The following is a 21,846-nucleotide window of genomic DNA, read 5'->3' as shown; positions in this document are numbered from 1 at the left end:
CCCGCCTACTTCTTCCGAACCAGTAGCCCAGTGCCCACAGACGGGCCGCCGTCAGGACCTGTCAGCGACTCAAATCCCTCAATGGTGAGTTCATCGACGTCGGCCGCAGTATCCACCAAGACGGTGTCGCCATCGGTGATCGTTCCGGCAAGGATCTCCTTGGCCAGGCGGTCTCCGATTTCGCGCTGGACGAGACGTCGCAGAGGCCGCGCGCCGTACGCCGAGTCATAGCCGGACATGGCGAGCCAGGCGCGGGCTCCGTCGCTCACCTCGAGGGTCAAGCGGCGGTCCCGCAGACGCTTGGTGAGTTCGGCAACGTGAAGTTCCACGATCCGGGCCAACTCCTCGACGGACAGGGGGTCGAACAGCACGATCTCGTCCAAACGGTTCAGGAACTCCGGCTTGAACGAGGCCTGTACCACGGCCATGACGGCATCACGCTTGGCTTTGGCATCGAGGGACGGGTCCACCAGGAACTGGCTTCCGGAGTTGGACGTCAGCACCAGGATCGTATTGCGGAAGTCCACCGTCCGCCCTTGACCATCTGTGAGACGGCCATCATCCAGAACCTGCAGGAGGATGTCGAACACTTCTGGGTGGGCCTTTTCCACCTCGTCGAGCAGCACAACGGAGTACGGCCGGCGACGCACAGCTTCCGTCAGCTGACCGCCTTCCTCGTAGCCGACGTATCCCGGAGGGGCACCAACCAAGCGTGCGACAGAGTGTTTCTCTCCGTACTCGGACATGTCGATCCTGATCATGGCCCGTTCGTCGTCAAAGAGGAAGTCGGCCAAGGCCTTTGCGAGCTCGGTCTTGCCGACGCCGGTGGGGCCAAGGAACAGGAACGAGCCCGTGGGGCGGTTGGGGTCGCTGATGCCCGCCCGCGCGCGGCGGACGGCGTCCGAAACTGCCTGTACAGCCTTGGTTTGGCCGATCAGGCGCTTACCGAGTTCCTCTTCCATATGCAGCAGCTTTTGAGATTCACCCTGCAGCATGCGCCCAGCGGGAATGCCGGTCCACGCCGAGATAACCTCCGCAATGTCGTCTGCTGTCACATCCTCTGCGACCATGAGTTCGGGCTTTGCGTCGCCGCGCGCGGACTCCTCCTCGGCCGCAGCATTGAGCTCTCGTTCGAGGGCAGGCAGCTCGCCATAAAGTATCCGCGACGCCGACTCGAGATCGCCTTCTCGCTGGTACTTTTCGGCGGCTGACCTCAGTTCGTCGATCTTGGCTTTGAGGTCACCAACCCGGTTGAGTCCGGCCTTCTCAGCTTCCCAACGGGCGTTGAGGGCCCTGAGTGCTTCCTTCTTGTCCGCCATGTCAGCGCGAAGGGCAGCCAACCGCTCAACGGATGCAGGATCAGTCTCGCCCTGCAGGGCCAGTTCTTCCATGGTGAGGCGATCGACGGAACGGCGGAGTTGATCGATCTCCTCCGGCGCTGAGTCAATCTCCATCCGAAGCCGTGATGCGGCCTCGTCCACGAGGTCGATCGCTTTGTCCGGGAGCTGACGGCCCGAGATGTACCGGTTGGACAGGGTTGCAGCTGCCACCAGGGCAGAGTCGGCGATGGCCACCTTGTGGTGGGCCTCGTACCGTTCCTTGAGGCCGCGCAGAATGCCGATGGTGTCCTCGACGCTCGGCTCGCCCACGTAAACCTGCTGGAAGCGGCGTTCCAAGGCAGGGTCCTTCTCGATGTTTTCGCGGTACTCGTCCAGGGTGGTGGCACCAATGAGCCGCAACTCGCCGCGGGCCAGCATCGGCTTGAGCATGTTGCCCGCATCCATCGCGCTGTCGCCCGTTGCGCCAGCTCCAACTACCGTGTGGATTTCATCGATGAATGTGACGATCTGGCCGTTGGAGTTCTTGATCTCCTCCAGAACCGCTTTGAGCCGCTCCTCGAATTCACCGCGGTATTTGGCGCCCGCAACCATGGAGGCCATGTCCAAGGCAATGAGGGTCTTGCCGCGGAGGCTCTCCGGGACGTCGCCGGCAACCATGCGTTGGGCGAGGCCCTCGACTACCGCGGTCTTACCTACGCCAGGCTCACCAATCAGTACCGGGTTGTTCTTGGTGCGCCGGCTCAGGACCTGAACCACGCGACGGATTTCGCTGTCACGCCCAATGACCGGGTCCAGCTTCCCTGAGCGGGCAATAGCAGTGAGGTCCGTGCCGAACTTCTCCAAGGCCTGGAACGTATTTTCGGGATCCGGCGAGTTGACCTTTCGATCGCCCCGGACACCCGGCAGCGCGGCAAGCAGTGCTTCGTGGGAGGCACCGGCGTCGCGCAATAACTTTCCAACGGTGTCACTGCCAGCCGAAAGCCCCAAGAGCAGGTGCTCAGTAGAGACAAAGGAATCGCCGAGTTTGTCGGCCTCATTCTGGGCAGCCTGGATGGCCTGCATGGACTGCCGGGAGAGCTGGGCTTGCTGGACCGAGCTGCCCGAAGAGGACGGCAGCGACTTGATGGCCGAACTGGCCTGAACGCTCACGGCATCAGGATCGGCACCCGTGGCGCGCAGGAGTGCAACAGCAACGCCCTCGCGCTGGTCCATGAGGGCCTTCAGCAGGTGTGCTGGCTCCAATTGCGGGTTGCCGGCAGTAGAGGCATTCATGGCGGCCGCAGAAAGGGCCTCCTGGCTTTTGGTGGTGAATTTGACGTCCAACGAAAGCTCCCTTTCTGGAGTAAGACCAATACTTTCAAAGTTGAGTCTACTACGCTCAACTTTGCTTTGTGGCCCATGTGTTCCATGTTTGCCCACGGCGAAACACCTGTCCAGACGAAACCATGGCTATGTGAATAACAGGGGTCTACGATCAGGCAGTGACAGGGTGGAACCACCGACAAATGCCTGCAACAAAGGACACGACATGACTAAGTACGTGGCGCTTTACACCGCTCCCCAGTCCGCCGAATCCGCAATGGAAGAAGCCTCCCCTGAGTCAGCAGCCGAAGGCATGAAGGTCTGGATGGACTGGGCCAACAAGGCCGGCGACGGGATCATCGATCTTGGCACGCCTCTGGGCGGAGGTAAGGAAGTGGCAAACTCAGGTGTCTCCGATACCAACACAGGCGTAGCGGGGTACACCATCCTCCAGGCCGAAAACATGGACGGCGCCCTCGCTCTCCTGGAGGGCCACCCGCACCTGATGATGCCCGGAGCCAGCATCCAGGTCTACGAGGCCCTGGACATTCCAGGCATGTAACTGCCAACCAGGCGGGGCTGGCCTCACGCCGGATAGATCGAGACCAGCGCGGACTTCACGACGAACCGCACGTCCACGCCCGGTGCCAGGCCGAGATCGGCAGAGGCAGCAGGAGTGATATCTGCGGACAACGTGCCGCGCTCCCCCGCGCCCGGTCCGCCCGCCCTGACGCGGATCTGGTCGCCGTGCGGCTCCAAGTCACTGACGGTGACAGGAAAGGAGTTGCGTGGGCTTCCGTGCACTTCGCCAAGAAAAACGGAAACGGCCGACGGCGGGAAGGCCGCCACGCCTGCCTGGCCGAGTGCAGGTGACCACTCCGGATCGTGCTGTCCGGCGAAAACCCGGCCATCCGGCGTCGTGATTCCCTGCTCGGAGATGATTCCGCCGACGAGGTTCAGTCCTGCAAGCCCGGCCGCAAAGTGGCTCCGAGGGCGTTCGAGGACTTGGCGGGTTGGGCCTTCCTCGGAAATCCGCCCGTTCTCCACGACAATGACGCGATCGGCGAGCATGTAGGCGTCCAGGACGTCGTGCGTGACGATGATGGCGTTGCGTCCATCCAGGACCCGTTTGAGGACGCGGCGCAGCAGTGGTGCGGCATGGATATCCAGGGCCGACATCGGCTCATCGAGGAGCAATAACTCGGGCTCCGTGGCGAGCGCCCTAGCAACGGCCACACGCTGTGCCTGACCACCGGACAGCTCTGCTGGTTTGCGGGATTCCAGATGAAGGGCGTCCACCTCAGTCAGCCAAAGCCGGGCGGTTTCGCGGGCCGCGGCTTTGGATCTGCCCTTGCTGCGCGGCCCGAAGGCGACGTTGTCCAGCACGGTCAGATGCGGAAACAGCAGCGCCTCCTGAGCGAGCAGCGCAGTGCCGCGCAGGTGTGGGGCGCTCCACCGGTGATTGCCGCCATCGAGGTCAAAAAGCTGCCTGCCGCCAATGTGGGCCCGTCCGGAATCCGGCCGCAGCAGGCCCGAAATCACGCCAAGAAGAGTTGATTTTCCGGCGCCGTTGGGACCGAGAATGGCTAGCGTTTCGCCGTCGGAAAGCTTGATTGACATCTCGAAGTTGCGGGATTTAAGGCTCGCTTCCAGTTCAAACGTCATGGCTGGACGTCCGCAGGGGCGTTTGCGCCAGTGTTGCTGGGGCGTCGACCGTAGCTGAGGCCAACTACTGCCGCGGCCACCGCCACCAAAACCAGAGACAGAGCGACGGCGGCGTCGGGGTCAGTTTCGCGCTGAAGGTAAATCTCCAAGGGAAGGGTGCGCGTGACGCCTTGCAAGCTGCCGGCGAAGGTCAAGGTAGCGCCAAACTCCCCGAGGCTGCGCGCGAAGGACAAAACGGCGCCCGACGCGAGCCCCGGCAGGACCAAGGGCAGTGTGACCCGGCGGAGGACCGTGGTTGGCCGCGCGCCCAGGGTCGCCGCCACGGCCTCATACTTGCTTCCCGCAGTCCGCAGGGCGCCTTCGAGGCTGACAACCAAGAACGGCAAGGCCACGAATGTTTGTGCAAGCACCACGGCCGTCGTGGAGAACGCGATCTGAATTCCGGCCATTTCGAGCGGCTTCCCCAGCAAACCTTGCCGCCCGAACGTGTAGAGCAGCGCGATACCTCCGACGACGGGCGGCAGCACCAGCGGCAACAGCACGAAGGAGCGCAGCAGCCTCTGCCCGGGAAACTCCCCGCGGGCCAGGACAAGTGCCAACGGCACACCAAGCACGATGCACAACAGGGTGCTTGCTGCTGACGTCCTCAGGCTCAGGCCCAACGCATCGAGCGACGATTCCGACGTGATGAGCGGAAGGAACTGGGACCAGTTCACGCGCACCAGCATCGCGAGCAGGGGAAGAATCACCAGCAGTCCGCCCACAACGGCGATTCCATAGATCCACCGTGGGATGCCGTGGTATCCAGTTCGATTCATTGCGTTCCTACGACGGGCCGAAGCCAGCGTCGCCCAGGACCTTCTGCCCCGCGCTGCCGGTGACCATGGCAATGAAGGCCCGGGCGAGGTCCTTGTTTTTGCTGGTGCCCACAGTGGCGATCGGATACGTATTGACTGCCTTGCCGGACTCCGGAAACGGTATGCCCTTCACCTTGCTCCCAGCACCCTTGATGTCCGTCACGTAAACCAGCCCGGCGTCGGCTTCCTGCGAGACGACCTTGCCCAGCACATCACTGACTGATGACTCTTCGCTGACCGGGCTCAAGGTGGTCCCCGAGGCCTTCTCTATCGTCTCCGCGGCCGCACCACAAGGAACCTGGCTGGCACAGATCACAACTTTGACGCCGGGCTTGGACAGGTCCGCGAAGGAAGAGATCGACGCCGGGTTGCTGGGCGGGACCGCGATCTCCAGTATGTTCGTGGCGAAGTTTGTCGCGGTGCCGTCCACGAGTTTTGCGTCCGAGACCTTGGTCATGTTCTTGGCATCGGCTGAGGCAAACACATCAGCTGGTGCACCCTGGGTGATTTGCGTTGCCAAGTCGGAAGAACCGGCGAAGCTAAGGTTCACTTTGGTGCCGGGGTTTTTGGCCTCGAAGTCCTGGGCAAGTTGAGTGAACGGTGCTTTGAGGGACGCTGCCGCGAAGACGGTGATGGTGCCCCCCAGCTGATTCCCGGTTGCCGTTGGGCCTGCGGCGTTGGAAGCACAGCCCGCCATACCGGCTGCCAAGGCCACCGCGACTAAGAGCCCCATGGCTTTCGTGCCAGTGTTCCTCATACGACGCTCTTTCCCTGAGGCGTTTCGATGATGACAGTTGTGGCCTTCACCACCGCTGTAGCCACTGACCCAAGTTCCAGACCAAGCTCGCGCACGGCTTCACTGCTCATCAGCGACACCACACGGAACGGCCCACATTGAAGCTCCACCTGTGCCATGACTTTGTCCGCCGTAATGCCCGTGACCAGACCGACGAAGCGGTTCCGGGCCGAGCTGCCTGTACGGGCGGGATCGTCCGGAAGGTGGGACTGATCGCGGGCAACCTTGGCGAGCTCCAAGCCATCCACAGCGAGTCGGCCCGCGGCGTCCTTCCGGGCGGTAAGTGTTCCGTTCTCGGTCCACCGCCTCACAGTGTCGTCGCTGACACCAAGGAACCGGGCTGCTTCGGAGATCCGTATTTGCGGCATGAAAATATTCTAAGGCCGTATTTGCGGATTCTATTGTGTGATAACTCCGCAAAACGGAATGTTACTGTCTAGTTCCAGGCGAGAGCGCCGCTGGTGCGCTGGGCGGCAAACGGTGCGGGCCGCCGTCGTACTCTATCCGGCGTGGAGCCATAGCCGTAACCTGTTGCCAAGGAACTCCTACGCTCCTTCCCAGTTGCTGTGACCACACGGGCAGTGAAGCCTGTGCTTCCGGGGCGGACGCTCGGCGGTAGCCGCTCCGACGACCGGTAACTGGGAAGGATCGTTTGGCTTACACTTTGCCAATGGCCGTATATGTCGATCCGCCCCTGTGGCCCGCCCACGGCACCGTGTTTTCACATCTGGTATCAGACAAGTCCTTGGACGAGCTTCACGCTTTCGCCGAGGCAGCCGGAGTCCCCGAAAGGGCGTTCGACGGCGACCACTACGACGTTCCTGAACGCCGCTACAACGACCTCGTAGCGGCTGGAGCCATTCCCGTGGAGGCAAGGGTCCTGGTCCGGAAACTCATTGCGAGCGGCCTTCGCATTCCCGCACGCGATCGCAGCAAAGCCCTCACCGTTCCGCTGATGGAGCGATGGAACAGCACCTACCCTGGGCACGAGGAACTCGGCTTGGAACTACTGGAACGGTGGGGCGAGGACGGCCGTAAGTACCACAGTCGGACCCATTTGCTGGCCGTCCTCGAAGCCCTGGACGTTTTGACGGAACCCGCCCTCCCTGCCCGCACAGTCACGCTAGCGGCCTGGTTCCACGACGCCGTCTATGAAGGTGTCGCGGGGCAGGACGAGGAAGAATCCGCGCGGCTTGCCGAGGACCGACTGACTGCTGCGCGTCTGGCCCCGGAAGACGTCGCCGAGGTGGCCCGATTGGTACGGCTCACCGCCGAACACAATCCCAAACCCGGCGACCATGCCGGAGCCCTCCTCTGCGACGCCGATCTCTCCGTACTCGGAGGCGACGAACAGTCCTACGCGCGCTACCTGGCCGCCGTCCGGGAAGACTATGCCCACATCAGCGACGACGACTTCGCCAAGGGGCGTGCCGCCGTCGTGCGTCATCTGCTGTCACTGGACCCTCTCTTCCACGGTGAGCGGGCCAAGGCGCTCTGGCTTGACGCAGCCCGCCGCAACCTCACAGCCGAACTCGGATGAGCGAACCGGGAGCGCCCCAGCGGCAATTGCCGTACTCGGTCCGGTTCGAATGGGGGCTCGACGGCGCCCGCGCCATAGTGCCTCGGGCGGACCTTGCTGTTGTGGTTGACGTCCTTTCGTTCACGACGTGCGTGAGCGTCGCCGTGGATCGTGGGGCGGCCGTTTTTCCCTACCCGATGCGCGATGCTGCGGCGAGTGAGTTCGCCGCTCATCATCAGGCTGCGCTGGCCGGACCGCGTGGCGGGGAGGGGTTGAGTTTGTCTCCGGCGAGCCTGCATCATGCGCCGCATCTGGAGCGTGTGGTCCTGCCATCGCCCAACGGCTCGACGCTGAGCCATGAGCTCGCCAACTCCGCACGGCAAGTAGTGGCCGTGTGCCTACGGAACGCCGCAGCGACCGCCGACTGGGTCCATGCCACATTGCCTCCCGATGCGGTGATTGCTGTGATCGCCGCAGGTGAGAAGTGGACCAATGGCTCGCTGCGGCCAGCATTGGAGGACGAGCTCGGAGCTGGAGCATTCATCGCCGGATTAGCAGGGTCGGGGCGCCGTAATTTCTCACCTGAAGCCGGATCTGCGGCCGCGGCCTTCGACGCCGCCGAGCCCAAGCTGGCCTCGGTGCTGCGCGGCTGCTCCAGCGGGCGGGAACTAATCGATGGGGGCTTCATTGAAGACGTGGCAATTGCCGCCGAGTTGGATGGCAGCACTGTGGTTGCATTGCTGACGGATGGGGCTTTTCAGGGCGTCGGTGCCACCGATTAGACCGGCGAGCTAGCGATAGGTGCTGACGAACGGCTGGTTTGTCGGCACAATCTGCTTGCCGAGAGGCATCAGCGATACCGGGATCAGCTTCAGGTTCGCGATAGCCAGTGGGATACCGATGATGGTGATGGCCATTGCGAAAGCCGTAACCACGTGGCCGATCGCAATCCAGATACCAGCAACCAGTAGCCAAATCACGTTGCCCAGAAGTGCGAAGACACCCGTTCCGCCGGGCTTCTCCACCACCATCCGGGCAAACGGCCACAAACAATATGCGCCGATCCGGAACGAAGCGATGCCCCAAGGAATGGTCACAATGAGCACGCAGCAGATAATGCCTGCTGCGAAATAGCCCAGTGCCAACCAGAAACCACCGAAGACCAGCCAAATGATGTTGAGCAGCGTTTTCATAGTCTCAATTCTCCCTTGCCGGACCGACATTAAGCCTCAGGGTCTGCCCTGAATCGGCCCTGAGTTTGACGACGCATCAGGGGCGATTTAGTCGAGCAACGCGTCCAGCTTGTCGAAGGAAGTTCCCCAGCCATCCCGTGTCATTTCGACCCATTCTTCAGATGCGAAAGGTCCCTGGGTGAGATGCATCCGGGTGCGTCCGTTGAGGTCTTCGAATTCGAGGTGCATTTCCTCGTACTCATGATCGGCATCGGGAGCAGCCTTTGCCCTTGCTACGAGGAGCGCGGGTGCATCCAACTCCGTGATGACAGCTTCGATGGGTGCTTCCTGCTCCCCCTCGTCGTCCGTCCATGCCATGACCACTTGCCAGATTCCGCCCACGCGCGGCTCCACGATGATCTTGTCGCGTGGAGCATCCACTTCCACGGGCCCGAACCACTTGGTGAGCTGATCCGGGTCCATCCAGGCATCGAAGATCCGATCACGCGGGGCGTCGAACTCGCGGATCAGGGTCAGGGTGTGCTGTTCCGTGCTCATTGCTTGGGCTCCTGGTTTCGTTGGTCCGATTGCTTGGTTCCGCGTGTAAGTCCAGTGGCGTGTTCCAGTGAATCGTGTCGCCGTGAGCGAGTCTAGGGTGTGCCAGTGCTAAGTCCGATGCTCTCTCACATCATCACCCGAATTCCCCAACGTTCTCTCACATCAATCACCCGAATGACCCGATGTTCTCTCACATCATGAACCGTTCGGGGGTGTCCGCCGGCAGGACGTGAGAGAAGAACGCCCCAAAAGCGGCAGGACGTGACAGAGGAACGGCCCAAAAGCGGCAGGACGTGACAGAGAACGGCCGAAAAGCAGCAGGACGTGAGAGAACGTCAGGCCTTTGCAGCTTCCACGAACGCGCGGATCTTCGCCAGGTCCTTCACTCCACGGGACGACTCCACACCTGAGGAAACGTCCACTCCCCAAGCACCGGCCGCAGCGGCGGCAAAGGCGACGTTGCCGGGTTCGAGACCGCCCGCGAGCAACCACTCCCGGTCGCCCAGTCCCTTGGCCAGCACGGACGCGTAGTCCCAAGACTCCCCCGAGCCTGGCACGGCTGCATCGATCAAGAGCAGATCCTCGCCAAGATCGCTGAACTCGTCCGGGGAGGCACCCATGGTGACGGCCCGGATGAGCCGCATTCCGGCGTCGTGCACTGTTTTGACGTCCTCGGCAGTCCGGGTGCCGTGCAGTTGAACCCACGTGAGTCCGGCGGCGCGGGCAACAGAAACGGCGTCGGAGGCGGGCTCGTGCCGGAACACGGCCACGGCACGAACACCTGCGGGCACCAGCGGCAGTAGTACATGTACCTGGTCAGGACTGACCTCACGTGGGCTGGACGTCAGCACGAAGCCGACGGCGTCCGCCCCGGTGTCCACGGCTGTGCGGACGGATTCGGGTGTGCTTAATCCGCACACTTTGACGAACATTCCTGTGCCTCCGGCCGTATTCCCAACGTATTCCACATATGACGTTAGCAAGCCATGCTGGCAACGCAGAAGCTGTGTCCACCACTAGGCTGGTCGGATGGAGATTATCCGCTTTGCCGACGTCCACCCCGAACCGTGGCGCAATGGAGGCGGGGTGACGCGCGAACTCGCCAGCCACCCTAAGGCCGCCTCGGCCCAGGATGGGGCATGGGATTGGCGCGTCAGCATCGCCGACGTCTCCAAGGCCGGGGACTTCTCCAATTTTCCGGGCATGGAACGGGTCATCACCATCATTGACGGTGAGTTGCTGCTGCTGACCGTCGACGGCGAAGAGCACCCGTTGGAGAAGTATCGTCCGTTCCGTTTCTCCGGCGAGGCAGCTTCGTCCGCCACACTGCCCACCGGGGACATCCGCGATCTCAATGTCATCGCTCGCGCCAGCGCGTTCAAGGGCTACACGTCCATCGTCGAGATCTCCAAGAAACGCGCGCACCCCGTCTTCGAGGGCCAGCTGGCCGTCCTCCTGGAAGGCAAGGCGACGGTCACGCCTGGCGCGGCTCCGGAGGAAGGCGCCGCTGTGGGGGAAGAGTCCGACGGCGCCAGCCCGGCTGCCAGCTTGGCCGAACCGGTTGAGTTGAACCGGTACGACGCCGTGGTGGGCTCGGATACGCGGAGCCCCGAGATCTCGGGCCGGGGTTTTGTTGCCGTAATCTCCATCGACAAAGTGGACCCCGCAAACGCCTGAGCTGGTGACTTTGACCACCAGAAGTGGCCACGCTCTGCAGGAGTTGCTAGCCTGAAATGAAGGTTCCGCTCTGGAACCTCCGGACGACGGTTCAGTACCCGGCACGCGACAAGACTGGCCAAAGGATCTGTCATGTCGTGGTTAATTCTCATTCTCTCCGGAGCGCTTGAAGCCGTTTGGGCTGCTGCCCTTCACCGATCACAGGGCTTCCGCAAGCCAGTCCCCACAGTCGTTTTCCTGGTAAGTGTCATCGCCAGCACCGGCGGCCTCGCGATAGCCATGCAATCCATTCCTACCGGTACGGCGTACGCGGTGTGGGTGGGTGTCGGCGTCGTCCTTACGTCGGCTTACGCCATGATCACCAAGGTGGAACGCGCGACGACGGCCCGGCTGCTGCTGCTCGCAGGGATCGGCGCGTGCGTGGTTGGCCTGAAGGTGGTGGCGTAGCCATGGCTGCAACGACCACCACGACCCAGAACTCTGCGAAGAACGGCGTCTTCTGGCTGGTTCTCCTTGCTTCAGCCGTCCTCGAAGCCGTGTGGGCCACCGCGCTGGGACTTTCCAACGGCTTCACCCAGTTGATGCCCACCTTGGTATTCGCGGTGACGGCAACGTTGAGCATGCTCGGACTCGGGATCGCGGTGAAACGGATTCCGTTGGGCACCGCCTACGCGGTGTGGGTTGGAATCGGCGCTGCGCTGACTGTTGGGTGGGCGATGGTTACAGGGGTAGAGCCTGCCAGCCCGCTGAAGCTTCTCTTCATCGCCGGAATCGTGGGTTGTGCTGCCGGTTTGAAGGCGTTGCCGGCTGAGAAACCTGTAGCCAAAGCCGAGTAGCCACGCTCCTTCCCAGTTACCGCCACTCGCACCTGCCCCAGTGCCGGCAAAACCCCGGAAACACGGGGACCGTGCATCTTTGGAGTTCGTCAGGGCCCGAGCAACTGGGAAGGACCGCAGCCTCACGCAGGAATACCCATCGCGTCCATGGAGTTCACGCCAACAAAGGGCACTTCGAATACCAACACGCATGGGAGAAGTTCATGACTGCAGTTCAACTCGGCGATGGCCTTTCTGTTAGCCCCCTCGGCTTTGGCGGCATGGCCCTGACGCCGGTGTATGGGGGAATCGACCCCGAGGAAGCCCTGCAGACACTTAGGCATGCGGTGGATGCGGGAATTACGTTCATCGACACCGCAGATGTTTACGGCGCGGGAAGCAATGAGGAGTTGGTAGGCAAGCTCCTGAAGGGCCGGCGCGACGAGGTCCAGTTGGCAACAAAGTTCGGGATAGAGGGCAACGCCGCGAACGGGTACACGGGAGTTCGCGGCGATGCGCCCTACGTCAGGCAGGCGGCAGAAGCTAGCCTCCGCCGCCTGGACACTGACGTGATTGACCTCTACTACCTGCACCGCCGTGACCTCCGCGTTCCGATAGTGGAAACCGTGGAGGCCATGGCGGAGCTGGTCCGGGAGGGCAAGGTTCGGCACCTCGGACTGTCTGAGGTGACAGCCGAGGAGCTTCGGCAGGCCAACGCCGTCCATCCCATTGCCGCGGTCCAGAGTGAATGGTCAATCTGGAGCAGGGATGTTGAGCAAAACGTTGTTCCCGCAGCGAAGGAACTCGGTGTTGGCTTTGTGCCTTATTCGCCGCTCGGCCGCGGGTTCCTCACGGGAACCATTAGCGCGAGCGACTTGGGCGAAAACGACTTCCGCCACAAGATTCCCCGCTTTGGTGGCGAGGCCCTCGATGCAAACCAGGCCGTAGTGGCCGCGGTTCGGGAGGTAGCCGATGACCTGGGTGCAACTCCAGCCCAGGTAGCACTGGCTTGGCTGTTCGCCCAAGGCAAGCGCCTTGGACTGCCGGTGGTCCCCATCCCCGGCACGCGCAAAACGCACCGCATCGACGAGAACCTTGGCGCTCTGTCCCTGCAACTGGGAACAGCGCAACTTGAGGTGCTCGACCAAGCCGCGGACGCCGTCGTGGGTTCACGTTCTGCCGACCCCAACTGGGTGTCGCAAGGCCGCGAAGCCAACACGACCACTGCATAGACTGAGCCGATGGATTCGCTTATTCACTCATCGCGTGACGTCACCATCCGAAGCATCTCGGTCAGCGAGATGAACAACAACGTGTATCTGTTGACCTCGAAGTCCACCGGCGTGCAGCTGTTGATCGACGCCGCCGACGACCTTCCAGCCATTCAGCAACTCCTGAAGGACAGCGAAACGGATGCTTCCGAGGTGCCGAAGCTCGTCCGAATCGCAACCACGCACCAGCATTGGGACCACATCCGTGCCTTGGGTGAGCTGGTCTCAGCTACGGGCGCCAGCACTTCTGCAGGAGCGGACGACGCCGATGCGCTGCCCGTCCCTGTGGATGTCCCGCTTGGTCACGGCGACGTCGAGCGGTTCGGCGACTTCGAGATCACGGCGGTCCACCTGCGTGGACACACCCCTGGCTCGATCGCTTTCGTTTACCAGGATCCGGACGGGCCTGCCCACATTTTCAGTGGGGACTCGTTGTTTCCCGGAGGCGTCGGCAACACACAAGGCGATCCTTCACGTTTCACTTCACTGTTGAACGACGTGAAAGAGCGGCTGTTCGACGCCTACCCGGACGAGACTGTGGTGCACCCGGGCCATGGATTGCCCACGACCCTCGGAGCCGAGCGGCCACACCTTGAGGAGTGGCGCGCCCGCGGCTGGTGAGGCATGCGTTGCGGGGCCTGCTCTGCGCTCTATTCCTTGGGGACAGTGCGCAGAGCGGGCCTTCCAACCCGGGCCCACGCCGGCAGGGTTCCCTGGCCGAGCTTGCGAGGCGAGGGTGCCGGTGGGGTATTAGCGGCCGCGACGCTCGTTTGAAGCCGGTGCCGATGCGCGGCGCGGGCCACTGCGTGCCGGACGACCGGCGCCGGAGCCCCCGCGACCGGAGTTGCCGGAAGCACCGGAGCCCGAACCGTAGGATCCGCCGGATGTAGCGCCCGTCGCGGAAGACCAAACAGCCTTGTTTCCGCCAGTGCGGGTGCTCGTGGTGGACGCGGTGCGCGGAGCCGAAGCAGAGCGCTGGCCACCGGTAGCGGCACGCTGGCCCGAAGCCGGACGGCCACTGCGGGCGCCCTGGCCCTGCGAGCCGGGAACGTCGTTGCGGTGCGTGGCACCAGCCTTACCGCGGCCGCGTGAGCTGCGGGCGACGTCGTCGTTCATTGCTGCGCGACGGTCAGCGCGGTTGATGTCGGTGCGAACCGGCTCAGCTGCCACCTTGCCGCGTCCGCCGCGACCGCCACGGCCACCCGTGGTGGGTGCAGCCTGGCCGCCGGTACGGCGTGCGCGCTTTCGCTGGGCGTTGGCGCCAGTTGACGTGCCACCACCCTGCGGGGCTTTCGCCGCGAGGAGGGCCGCACGGGTGCGGGGATCAACCTTGTCTGCGATGTCGCCCACGAGCTCGGCGACCAGCGGCGAGTTGGCAGTGACGCGCTCGAACGATACGTCGACGCCGGCAGCCTTCATGAGCTTCTTGACGTCGCTCTGCTGCTCCGGGAGCGTCAGGGTGACAACAGTGCCATCGGAACCGGCGCGGGCCGTGCGGCCTGAGCGGTGCAGGTACGCCTTGTGCTCTGTGGGCGGGTCAACGTGGATGACGAGTTCGACATCGTCAACGTGCACGCCGCGGGCTGCGACGTCGGTGGCTACCAGGACGCGAACGTCACCGTTGGAGAACTCGGCCAAGTTGCGGTCGCGGGCGTTCTGCGACAGGTTGCCGTGAAGGTCGACGGCGGGGATGCCGGCGTCCGTCAGGGTCTTGGCAAGCTTGCGGGCGTGGTGCTTGGTCCGCATGAAGAGGACGCGGCGGCCGGCGCCGGAGGCCAGTTCGACGATGAGCTGCTTCTTCACGGTCTGATCGTTGACTACCAGGACGTGGTGTTCCATGGTGGTGACGGCAGCCTGCGGGTCATCCACGGAGTGCGTGAGCGGGTTGGAGAGGTAACGGTTGACCAGCTTGTCAACACCGTTGTCCAACGTCGCCGAGAAGAGCAGGCGCTGACCCTGGGTGGGGGTCATGTCCATGAGCTTCTTGACCACCGGGAGGAAGCCGAGGTCAGCCATGTGGTCTGCCTCGTCCAGCACGGTGACCTCAACGGCTTCGAGGGTCAGGATCCGCTGGCGGATCAGGTCTTCGAGGCGGCCCGGGCAGGCGATGACGATGTCGACGCCGGCGCGCAGCGCCTTTTCCTGGCGTGCCTGGGAGATGCCGCCGTAGATCACCGTGGTGTTCAGGCCCATGGCCTTGGCCAACGGCTCGATGGTGGCGTTGATCTGCGTTGCGAGTTCACGCGTCGGAGCAAGGACGAGGCCCATGGGGCGGCCCGGCTTGCGGAAATGCTTTGCTTCGCGCTCGGCCAAGCGGGCCACAAGCGGGATGGCGAAAGCAATGGTCTTGCCGGAGCCGGTGCGGCCTCGGCCCAGGACGTCGCGGCCTGCGAGCGTATCCGGGAGGGTCTTCACCTGGATGGGGAATGCCTCTTCGATGCCGTCTGCGGCGAGGGAATCAGCAATGGCCTTGGGCGTGCCAAGGGCAGCAAAAGTAGTCATGTACTTATGTCTTTCGGGCGGTGTCCAGTTGCGGACATCGGCCCCCGACGCCGGTTGGGCCAGGGGTTCGCCGAGGAAAAGTCAGGTGGTCTACCGGTTCGCTGCTGGAGCGTTGGCCGGGACCAAATGGAAGCGTTCATCGACGCAGGATGTGCCTCTCACATGAAAAATGCCCCGTCACGTAGCCTTTTGGGCCACCTGCTTCAGGGCGTCACCGCACATCAAGTGCTCCCAGTCTAGCAGTGTTCGGCGTTCAGCCCTGCATCGGGCTGGCTCGGGCCTGCGTTGAGGGGCCCCAACTGGGTAGCAGTTGAGCGCATTTTGGACGCTCAAAACGCGCTCAACTGCTACTTACTTGGGCTTGGTGAAGGTCGGGCTACTTGTGGAGCGATGCCTCAGGTTCGGTTTCCCGCGTGGTGGAGAGACCCGCCCGGGTGGCGACCCGCGGCGCTATGAGGACTCCGACGACGGCGATCACCGCCGTCAGTGCGAAGACCCCCGCAAACGGGTTCGTCGTCGTAAATGCTGCGAAGACGAGTCCCGTGGCGGCGAGGGACAAGGCGCCGCCCAGAGAGTCCGAGATGGACATCGCTGCGCTGTTGAAGCCCTGGTTTTCCTCACCGGACAACGCCAAGGTCATCACCGAGAGCCGCGGGTACATGAGTCCCATGCCGCCGCCCGCAAGGATCCACCCTCCAATGGCAATACCCGCCGGCAGCGCCAAGGCCGCGGTCACCAGGGCCAGCATTATGGCCACCAGCACCAGCGCAGCACCAATTTTCACAGCGAGGGCATCGGCCAGCTTGGAACCTAACCGGCCCTGCAGAGCGGACGCTCCCGCCCATGCGAGCGCGGCGCCGGTCAGCGTGAGCCCGGCAAACGTCGGCGTGAAATCGTACTGTTCGGTCAGCAGGTACGGCAGGTAGACCTCTGCGCCGAAGAACGCTGCGGATGCCAAACCGCGGGTGAGGATCACGCTGGGAAGGCCTCGGCGGGCCACCAGTGTTCCGCGCGGGACCAACGGCCTTACCGCCACCACTGCAAGGACAAGCGCGACGACGGCAATCACCCCGCCCACGCCCGGCACCTCTGCTGACAGGTTCAGCGCGAGGACGGTCAGGGCAGCCAGCGCCGCCCAGCCCATGCGTCCGAAAGCCCAAGGCACACGCTGGGTATCTGTGTCGGGGTCGGGTGCCATCCCGCGTACAGCCGGAACCACCATCAGCAGTGCCGGAACGACCAGCCCCACAACGCCAAGGAACACCCAGTGCCAGCTGCTGAGTTGCGCCACAATACCTGCGGCAAAGGGTCCCACCAAGGAAGGGATCACCCAGGAAGCAGCAAAGGCGGCAAAGATTTTGGGATGCAGAGCAGGCGGGTAGACCCGTGCCACGAGCACGTATAACGCAACGGTCATGGCGCCGCCGCCAAGTCCCTGCACCAGCCGGCCGAGCACCAGGACTTCCATGCTCCGGGCTGTTCCTGCGATCAGGAGGCCTGCAACGAAAAGTGCCACCGATGCGTAGAGCGGCGCAGCCGGACCCCGACGATCGGACCAGTTACCTGCTCCCACCATGCCCATCACACCGGTCGCCAGGGGGCCAGCGAAGGCCAGCGCGTAAAGACTGGCTCCATCCAGATCCCGACTGACGAGCGGCATGATGGTGGTTACCGCCAGGGACTCGAAGGCGCTGAGGAAAACGAGCGCACAAGCACCGACGGTGGCCAGCAGGTATGGACGGCGGAGGATCCCAGCCGTTGAGGTATCAGAGGTCATGGACGTTACCCTAGAACCTCAACTAATGTTGAGGTCAATCCACCACGCCCACCACGGGAGGACCAGCCATGCCACAAGTTCCAGGCAGCGCCCACCGGCCCCTGAGCATCGGTGAGCTTTCGGAACGCAGCGGAGTATCGCCGTCGGCCCTTCACTTCTACGAACGCAACGGGCTCATTACAGCTGAGCGCACGGCCGGCAACCAGCGGCGGTACAGGCGCGAAACGTTGCGTCGGGTGGCATTCATCAAGACATCACAAAGAGTTGGCCTTCCTCTGAAGGACATCCGTGAGGCGCTGGACTCCCTGCCGGATGGGCGAACGCCCACCAAACGGGATTGGACGCGGTTGTCGTCGCGATGGCGCAGGGAACTCGACGAGCGAATTGCCGCGCTGCAACACCTGCGGAATGATCTGGATGGATGCATCGGCTGCGGTTGCCTGAGCCTGAAGTCGTGCACCCTGCAGAATCCTGCCGACGAACTGGGGGCGACCGGGGCAGGAGCCCAGCGCTGGAACCAGCCGAATTAGGAGGCAGAACTGTCACTTGCGTTGGAACAACTTGAAGCAAGGACCGGCTATGCGATTGCTGTCATCACGTTCCAGCCAGCCCCAACCTTTACTCTTGGCTGATAGCCTCCATGTTCTGTTCCCGGGTAGAGCCAGAAGTCGCCAGAGACATCACGCGCCAGGATGTCTGGAATGTCGTCACCATCGAAATCGCCCGGTGTCACAATGCTGGTCATCGCATTCCAGCCGGTGCCGACTTGCCGTCGAGGTACCCATTGGCTGGACAGATCGCGCTCGTAGAGCCACAAGGTTCCGGCACTGTCGCGTGCAAGCACATCGGTTCCGGGGATTGCGTTTCTCCCGGGTCCCATGATCGCCGTCATGTCATTCCAACCGGCACCGACTTTCGTCCGCGGTAACCACCCGCCCATGCCATTGCCCGGATAGAGCCACAGGTCGCCTGCGCTGTCGCGGGCCAAAATGTCCGAGTGCCCGTCATAATCAAAATCTCCGGGTGCGACCACTGCGGTCATGGCATTCCAGCCCACGCCGACCTTGGTAGGTGACCACCAATACGACTGTCCATCCCCTGGATACAGCCAAAGGTCTCCAGCGCTGTCCCGTGCCAGGACATCCGGCTTCTTGTCTCCATTGAAGTCACCGGGAGTAACAACTAGGTTCATGGCATCCCAGCCCGAGCCAGCTCGAGTCCGCGTAAGCCAGCCCTTGTTGGTGTTGCCCGGATAGAGCCACAATGCACCTCCCGAATCACGGGCCAGGATATCTGTGGCGTAATCGGAGTTGTAGTCCTTGCGCACGTTGTCGAGGCGAGGCGCATTGACCACCACGATGTGCCCACCGTCATTTGTTAGCCCGTAGCCCTTACTGCCATCCGGGGACATCGTGAAGCTGCTGACCACTCTGGGCATGGGGGTGCTGGCCAGGACTTGAAGGGAAGGCAAAGCAAGGACGACAGCTTTGCTGCCCAGCACATAGAGCCTCTTGCCGTCCGGGCTCGTTTGGATGACGGGACGTCCCGGAGTGCTTGAGCCTGAGTCTGCAGTGGCAATGGGCCTCACCGTATTCTTCGCAACGTCGATTTCAGCCACGAAGTAATCGCCCGCGACGTTCTCTCCGTTCACGACGCGCCCCGGATATTGATCCACGACGTATGCCCGCGAACCGTCTCGAGTGAATACAGGCGCGGTTACAGGAGAGATGGTCGGAACACTTGTAAGAACCGTGTCCGTCGAGATCGCCACGACTGCTATCCCGCCCGAAGGCTTGGGGTAGAAGATCTTGGTTCCGTCGGCCGAGATGGAGCCTTGACCCAATCCACCTTCGATTGGAAGCGTCTTGACCACTTTGTTGGTGACGGCACTGATGACAGTGATGGTGTTGTCAGCGTAATTCGATACGTAGATCTTGTCCCCGGACGGGGCGACTAGAACGTCGTTAGCACCAGCCCCGACCGGAACAACGGCCTTCACAGCTTTTGCTGCGAGGTCGATTACGTTCACCGACCCGTTTTTTAGTGGCGACTCATAGGGCCGCCCAGACAACGCGTAGAGAACGGCACCGTTTGCTGAGATGGCTACCTTCTGCGCCTCTTCAGCCAAAGGAATCCTGGCAGTGACCGTGTGCCGTACCGTGTCCACCACAGCGATGTCAGCCGTCTCGTATTTTGTAGGGAGGTACGCGGTGGATCCGCTTGGCGACATCGCGAGGTCGAAGGCGTTCATAACTTCAACGCTGCCGGACACGATGTCCGGTGGTACGTAAATATCTGCAAAATACTGACGGCCATATACGAAGGCCCTGGACCCGTCACGACTGAACTTCAAAATACTTGCGTCCACTGCAAGGGTGTCTGGAGAATCCATTGAAGCCAACGGAACTCCCATCGCTTTTATCCCCGCGGGACTTTGACCTGCGGAGATCAACGACGTAGCCAAGGGAAGAGACGATTTGACGGTTGGCTGAATGGGATGCCCGTGAGCAACCCCAGCGCCCACGAGCGAAAGCACTGCCGCAGCCGTTAGCGCAGCGGGCACACGAATATTGCGTTGCAGGAACACCATGAATCCCCCAGTACGAGGCGCCACCGGAATGATTCGGGCGCAGAAGGTCACAGGTTATCCGCCATCGCGGGCAAAAACCAGATGCGTCCGCCCAGCGGTGGAACTTGCCGAAGCAGCAACAGGGATTGCCTTGCGCCGAGCCTCACGGCACGCTTGGCATATGACTGAACAAACGCACGACGGCGATACTCACCACAGCGAGCCGAGGCATGGCGGGCTCAATCTCCACGAGGACGCTGACAACGCCGCTGACATGTGGGACGGCATGTACAAGGAGCGTCCAAAGGTCTGGAGCGGGAACCCGAATCCTCAGTTGGTCGCCGAAGTGGCGGGCCTTCGTGCGGGAACGGCCTTGGACCTTGGCTGCGGCGAGGGTGCAGACGCGATCTGGCTCGCCGGGCAGGGCTGGAAGGTCACCGCAATGGATGTGTCCGCCGTCGCGCTTGAACGTGCAGCAGCCCATGCCGTGGACTCCGGTTACGCTGACCGGATCACGTGGCAGCAGCAGGACTTGGCGGAATGGAAGCCGGAACCCATCTTTGACCTCGTATCAGCACAGTTCCTCCACAGCCCCCTCCTGCCGTGGCGCGACTCCGTAGCTTCCGCGGCAGCGGCAGTAGCCCCGGGCGGCACGTTGCTGGTGGTCGGACATCACCCGCATGGACTCGCTCCTTGGAGCCACCACCGTGAAACGGGCATGTTCTTCTCGCCGGAACAGTTGGCTGGCGCGCTCCGCCTGGATCGCGAGCCGTGGTTCGTCAACGTCCTGACTTCGCGGGAACGCACCGTCACGGCTCCGGAGGGCGAACCGGCTACTGTTGTGGACACGGTCCTCCGGGCAACGAAGCACGCCTGACAGAGGCGGGAACCGGCACGAAGGCGGGACCCGCCGTCGTCGTCAACTTCGGCAAAACCTCATGCTGTTTCCGGCAGCAGTTCCCCGTATGGTGCCACCACTGTCCCTGTAGCTGTGGAGTCCGGGTTCAGCATCCAGCCAACCCGTTTGGCCGTGTTCAACATGACGACGCTCTCCACGAGTTCGATGCCCGGTATCCGCTGCTGGATGGCGAGCTCCATTTCCATGACCTGCGCCAGCGAGCGCAGCCACATGATCATGGTGAAGTTGGTGCGGCCGGTGGTTGATGCGGAAAACCTGACATTCCGGATGGAACGCAGTTCAGTGGCTGCGGCCTCGTGCTGTCCCGCGGGGACGTTCGCAAACCACTGGACTGTGACGGGATAACCGGAGAATTTTTGGGCGATCTCGCAGCGAAAGGAGAGCATCCTGCTGTTCAGCACCCGCCCCAACTGGCGTTGCACGGTGGCGGGATGCCGCCCCAAAGCCCGCGCGATCTCAGCAGCAGAAGCGCGGCCGTCGCGGGACAGAAACGGGATAAGCGCCAGATGGCTCTCGGGCAGCGGCACGACGATGGCGTCCGGAGCGGAGGGATTGGCCGATTCGGGCCCTGCCATCGCCCGCAGCGCTTGCTGTTCCCCTTTCGTGAGCACATTCAGCCGCCACGCATATCCGCTGGTATGGATGCGGGTGCAGAGCGACGTGTGGTACTTGGTGAGCCCACGGATTTCCTTGAGCCGCGGCAGCAGGCTGGTGCTGAACTGATCGAGGTCCTGGGTGATGACCGTGAGCGTGAGATCGCGGTTACTGGCGGCTTCTTCCACGGTGATGACCTCAGGGAGCTCTGCGAGCGCAGTGACAACGTCCGGCCGTAGGTCCATGTCGCAGTCGATGTCCACCATGGCGAGGCACATGTTCTTCGGATCGCCCATCAGGTGCGCCGTAGTCCAGGCCGCTCCCGTGGCTTTCAGGCGGTCCCACCGCGCGGCCAGGGTTGTGGCATGGACGCCCAGGACCTCGCCGGCGTCGGACCAACTGATGCGGGGAGAGATCTGCAGGGCATTGACGAGGCGTAGATCCTCTTCACTGAGTTCCATGCGTACATTCTCTCAAGTGTGCATGAATCGTGCGTTTCTGCGGCTTCGTTGC

General features: G+C 62.8%; 22 protein-coding genes and 1 riboswitch. Of the genes, 10 read left to right on the top strand and 12 right to left on the bottom strand.

Annotation, left to right across the window (positions count from 1 at the left end):
• Positions 1-5: 5 nt before the first annotated feature.
• Positions 6-2,663, bottom strand: coding sequence for an ATP-dependent chaperone ClpB (gene clpB, locus AB4Z15_RS03465; protein WP_442016078.1), 2,658 nt, complete (start codon positions 2,661-2,663; stop codon positions 6-8).
• A gap of 205 nt (positions 2,664-2,868) precedes the next feature.
• Here clpB and AB4Z15_RS03460 point away from each other — a divergent pair, with 205 nt between their 5' ends.
• Positions 2,869-3,204 carry a hypothetical protein gene (locus AB4Z15_RS03460; protein WP_442003282.1) on the top strand — a complete coding sequence of 112 codons (336 nt, stop codon included), beginning with the start codon at positions 2,869-2,871 and terminating at the stop codon, positions 3,202-3,204.
• A 23-nt stretch (positions 3,205-3,227) separates the two neighbouring features.
• On the opposite strand, the gene AB4Z15_RS03455 is transcribed toward AB4Z15_RS03460, so the two are convergent.
• Genes AB4Z15_RS03455 through AB4Z15_RS03440 form a run of 4 tightly spaced genes read right to left on the bottom strand, consistent with a single transcriptional unit; the run spans position 3,228 to position 6,328 of the window.
• On the bottom strand, positions 3,228-4,307 hold the full coding sequence (locus tag AB4Z15_RS03455; protein ID WP_442016077.1) for a sulfate/molybdate ABC transporter ATP-binding protein: 1,080 nt from the start codon (positions 4,305-4,307) through the stop codon (positions 3,228-3,230).
• Positions 4,304-5,125 (bottom strand): ABC transporter permease, encoded by an 822-nt coding sequence (locus tag AB4Z15_RS03450; RefSeq protein ID WP_442016076.1) that lies wholly within the window; start codon positions 5,123-5,125, stop codon positions 4,304-4,306. Before AB4Z15_RS03450 ends, AB4Z15_RS03455 begins: the two co-directional genes overlap by 4 nt.
• A gap of 7 nt (positions 5,126-5,132) precedes the next feature.
• Positions 5,133-5,921, bottom strand: a complete 789-nt coding sequence (modA, locus tag AB4Z15_RS03445) for a molybdate ABC transporter substrate-binding protein (protein ID WP_442016075.1) — start codon at positions 5,919-5,921, stop codon at positions 5,133-5,135.
• Positions 5,918-6,328, bottom strand: coding sequence for a TOBE domain-containing protein (locus AB4Z15_RS03440; protein WP_416417530.1), 411 nt, complete (start codon positions 6,326-6,328; stop codon positions 5,918-5,920). The genes modA and AB4Z15_RS03440 overlap by 4 nt, the downstream gene beginning before the upstream one ends.
• A gap of 302 nt (positions 6,329-6,630) precedes the next feature.
• Between AB4Z15_RS03440 and AB4Z15_RS03435 the strand changes: the two genes are divergently transcribed.
• Positions 6,631-7,500: a DUF4031 domain-containing protein gene (locus tag AB4Z15_RS03435; protein WP_442016074.1), complete on the top strand. Its 870-nt coding sequence runs from the start codon at positions 6,631-6,633 to the stop codon at positions 7,498-7,500.
• The gene (locus AB4Z15_RS03430; RefSeq protein WP_442016073.1) at positions 7,497-8,261 is read left to right on the top strand and encodes a 2-phosphosulfolactate phosphatase; all 765 of its coding nucleotides are present in this window, start codon (positions 7,497-7,499) and stop codon (positions 8,259-8,261) included. Before AB4Z15_RS03435 ends, AB4Z15_RS03430 begins: the two co-directional genes overlap by 4 nt.
• A 9-nt stretch (positions 8,262-8,270) precedes the next feature.
• Here the strand turns inward: AB4Z15_RS03430 and AB4Z15_RS03425 are convergent, their stop codons facing one another.
• The 3 genes from AB4Z15_RS03425 to AB4Z15_RS03415 all read right to left on the bottom strand — a co-directional run bounded on the left by AB4Z15_RS03425 (position 8,271) and on the right by AB4Z15_RS03415 (position 10,141).
• Positions 8,271-8,672: a YccF domain-containing protein gene (locus tag AB4Z15_RS03425; RefSeq protein ID WP_442016072.1), complete on the bottom strand. Its 402-nt coding sequence runs from the start codon at positions 8,670-8,672 to the stop codon at positions 8,271-8,273.
• A gap of 87 nt (positions 8,673-8,759) precedes the next feature.
• The gene (locus AB4Z15_RS03420) at positions 8,760-9,209 is read right to left on the bottom strand and encodes an SRPBCC family protein (protein WP_442003289.1); all 450 of its coding nucleotides are present in this window, start codon (positions 9,207-9,209) and stop codon (positions 8,760-8,762) included.
• 335 nt (positions 9,210-9,544) lie between these two features.
• Complete coding sequence (locus AB4Z15_RS03415) at positions 9,545-10,141, bottom strand: phosphoribosylanthranilate isomerase (RefSeq protein WP_442016071.1); 597 nt, start codon at positions 10,139-10,141, stop codon at positions 9,545-9,547.
• A 97-nt stretch (positions 10,142-10,238) separates the two neighbouring features.
• Here AB4Z15_RS03415 and AB4Z15_RS03410 point away from each other — a divergent pair, with 97 nt between their 5' ends.
• The 5 genes from AB4Z15_RS03410 to AB4Z15_RS03390 all read left to right on the top strand — a co-directional run bounded on the left by AB4Z15_RS03410 (position 10,239) and on the right by AB4Z15_RS03390 (position 13,593).
• Positions 10,239-10,886 carry a HutD/Ves family protein gene (locus AB4Z15_RS03410; RefSeq protein WP_442016070.1) on the top strand — a complete coding sequence of 216 codons (648 nt, stop codon included), beginning with the start codon at positions 10,239-10,241 and terminating at the stop codon, positions 10,884-10,886.
• Positions 10,887-10,943: 57 nt separating this feature from the next.
• Positions 10,944-11,009, top strand: a riboswitch (guanidine-III (ykkC-III) riboswitch).
• Between the two features lie 9 nt (positions 11,010-11,018).
• Positions 11,019-11,333, top strand: coding sequence for a DMT family transporter (locus tag AB4Z15_RS03405; RefSeq protein ID WP_442016069.1), 315 nt, complete (start codon positions 11,019-11,021; stop codon positions 11,331-11,333).
• A 2-nt stretch (positions 11,334-11,335) separates the two neighbouring features.
• Positions 11,336-11,722, top strand: a complete 387-nt coding sequence (locus AB4Z15_RS03400) for a DMT family transporter (RefSeq protein WP_442016068.1) — start codon at positions 11,336-11,338, stop codon at positions 11,720-11,722.
• A gap of 203 nt (positions 11,723-11,925) precedes the next feature.
• On the top strand, positions 11,926-12,933 hold the full coding sequence (locus AB4Z15_RS03395; RefSeq protein ID WP_442016067.1) for an aldo/keto reductase: 1,008 nt from the start codon (positions 11,926-11,928) through the stop codon (positions 12,931-12,933).
• A 9-nt stretch (positions 12,934-12,942) separates the two neighbouring features.
• A complete protein-coding gene (locus AB4Z15_RS03390) occupies positions 12,943-13,593 on the top strand; it encodes an MBL fold metallo-hydrolase (RefSeq protein ID WP_442016066.1) in 651 nt (216 codons plus the stop codon).
• Positions 13,594-13,722: 129 nt separating this feature from the next.
• Here the strand turns inward: AB4Z15_RS03390 and AB4Z15_RS03385 are convergent, their stop codons facing one another.
• Together AB4Z15_RS03385 and AB4Z15_RS03380 are read right to left on the bottom strand one after the other, a co-directional pair.
• Positions 13,723-15,474 carry a DEAD/DEAH box helicase gene (locus AB4Z15_RS03385; RefSeq protein ID WP_442016065.1) on the bottom strand — a complete coding sequence of 584 codons (1,752 nt, stop codon included), beginning with the start codon at positions 15,472-15,474 and terminating at the stop codon, positions 13,723-13,725.
• A gap of 376 nt (positions 15,475-15,850) precedes the next feature.
• A complete protein-coding gene (locus tag AB4Z15_RS03380) occupies positions 15,851-17,251 on the bottom strand; it encodes an MFS transporter (protein WP_442016064.1) in 1,401 nt (466 codons plus the stop codon).
• Between the two features lie 68 nt (positions 17,252-17,319).
• Here AB4Z15_RS03380 and soxR point away from each other — a divergent pair, with 68 nt between their 5' ends.
• On the top strand, positions 17,320-17,781 hold the full coding sequence (soxR, locus tag AB4Z15_RS03375; protein ID WP_442003298.1) for a redox-sensitive transcriptional activator SoxR: 462 nt from the start codon (positions 17,320-17,322) through the stop codon (positions 17,779-17,781).
• A gap of 47 nt (positions 17,782-17,828) precedes the next feature.
• On the opposite strand, the gene AB4Z15_RS03370 is transcribed toward soxR, so the two are convergent.
• Positions 17,829-19,643: an FG-GAP-like repeat-containing protein gene (locus AB4Z15_RS03370; RefSeq protein ID WP_442016063.1), complete on the bottom strand. Its 1,815-nt coding sequence runs from the start codon at positions 19,641-19,643 to the stop codon at positions 17,829-17,831.
• Between the two features lie 358 nt (positions 19,644-20,001).
• On the opposite strand from AB4Z15_RS03370, the gene AB4Z15_RS03365 reads away from it, so the two are divergent.
• Positions 20,002-20,697, top strand: coding sequence for an SAM-dependent methyltransferase (locus AB4Z15_RS03365; protein WP_442016062.1), 696 nt, complete (start codon positions 20,002-20,004; stop codon positions 20,695-20,697).
• Positions 20,698-20,756: 59 nt separating this feature from the next.
• Here AB4Z15_RS03365 and AB4Z15_RS03360 read toward each other — a convergent pair whose 3' ends face one another.
• Entirely contained in the window at positions 20,757-21,794 is a 1,038-nt protein-coding gene (locus tag AB4Z15_RS03360; protein ID WP_442016061.1) for an Lrp/AsnC family transcriptional regulator, read from the bottom strand.
• Positions 21,795-21,846: the final 52 nt, after the last annotated feature.

It is taken from the genome of Paenarthrobacter sp. 2TAF44 (assembly GCF_052114885.1).
GTDB lineage: Bacteria > Actinomycetota > Actinomycetes > Actinomycetales > Micrococcaceae > Arthrobacter.
This window is presented reverse-complemented; position numbering and strand designations above follow the sequence as displayed.

Coding starts and splice junctions, on each gene's coding strand:
- AB4Z15_RS03400 (WP_442016068.1), top strand. CDS start 11,336: ATGGCTGCAACGACCACCACGACCCAGAACTCTGCGAAGAACGGCGTC.
- AB4Z15_RS03440 (WP_416417530.1), bottom strand. CDS start 6,328: ATGCCGCAAATACGGATCTCCGAAGCAGCCCGGTTCCTTGGTGTCAGC.
- AB4Z15_RS03365 (WP_442016062.1), top strand. CDS start 20,002: ATGACTGAACAAACGCACGACGGCGATACTCACCACAGCGAGCCGAGG.
- AB4Z15_RS03405 (WP_442016069.1), top strand. CDS start 11,019: ATGTCGTGGTTAATTCTCATTCTCTCCGGAGCGCTTGAAGCCGTTTGG.
- AB4Z15_RS03425 (WP_442016072.1), bottom strand. CDS start 8,672: ATGAAAACGCTGCTCAACATCATTTGGCTGGTCTTCGGTGGTTTCTGG.
- AB4Z15_RS03360 (WP_442016061.1), bottom strand. CDS start 21,794: ATGGAACTCAGTGAAGAGGATCTACGCCTCGTCAATGCCCTGCAGATC.
- AB4Z15_RS03390 (WP_442016066.1), top strand. CDS start 12,943: ATGGATTCGCTTATTCACTCATCGCGTGACGTCACCATCCGAAGCATC.
- AB4Z15_RS03410 (WP_442016070.1), top strand. CDS start 10,239: ATGGAGATTATCCGCTTTGCCGACGTCCACCCCGAACCGTGGCGCAAT.
- AB4Z15_RS03370 (WP_442016063.1), bottom strand. CDS start 19,643: ATGGATTCTCCAGACACCCTTGCAGTGGACGCAAGTATTTTGAAGTTC.
- AB4Z15_RS03455 (WP_442016077.1), bottom strand. CDS start 4,307: ATGACGTTTGAACTGGAAGCGAGCCTTAAATCCCGCAACTTCGAGATG.
- AB4Z15_RS03460 (WP_442003282.1), top strand. CDS start 2,869: ATGACTAAGTACGTGGCGCTTTACACCGCTCCCCAGTCCGCCGAATCC.
- soxR (WP_442003298.1), top strand. CDS start 17,320: ATGCCACAAGTTCCAGGCAGCGCCCACCGGCCCCTGAGCATCGGTGAG.
- AB4Z15_RS03420 (WP_442003289.1), bottom strand. CDS start 9,209: ATGAGCACGGAACAGCACACCCTGACCCTGATCCGCGAGTTCGACGCC.
- AB4Z15_RS03385 (WP_442016065.1), bottom strand. CDS start 15,474: ATGACTACTTTTGCTGCCCTTGGCACGCCCAAGGCCATTGCTGATTCC.
- AB4Z15_RS03430 (WP_442016073.1), top strand. CDS start 7,497: ATGAGCGAACCGGGAGCGCCCCAGCGGCAATTGCCGTACTCGGTCCGG.
- AB4Z15_RS03415 (WP_442016071.1), bottom strand. CDS start 10,141: ATGTTCGTCAAAGTGTGCGGATTAAGCACACCCGAATCCGTCCGCACA.
- AB4Z15_RS03435 (WP_442016074.1), top strand. CDS start 6,631: ATGGCCGTATATGTCGATCCGCCCCTGTGGCCCGCCCACGGCACCGTG.
- modA (WP_442016075.1), bottom strand. CDS start 5,921: ATGAGGAACACTGGCACGAAAGCCATGGGGCTCTTAGTCGCGGTGGCC.
- AB4Z15_RS03380 (WP_442016064.1), bottom strand. CDS start 17,251: ATGACCTCTGATACCTCAACGGCTGGGATCCTCCGCCGTCCATACCTG.
- AB4Z15_RS03450 (WP_442016076.1), bottom strand. CDS start 5,125: ATGAATCGAACTGGATACCACGGCATCCCACGGTGGATCTATGGAATC.
- AB4Z15_RS03395 (WP_442016067.1), top strand. CDS start 11,926: ATGACTGCAGTTCAACTCGGCGATGGCCTTTCTGTTAGCCCCCTCGGC.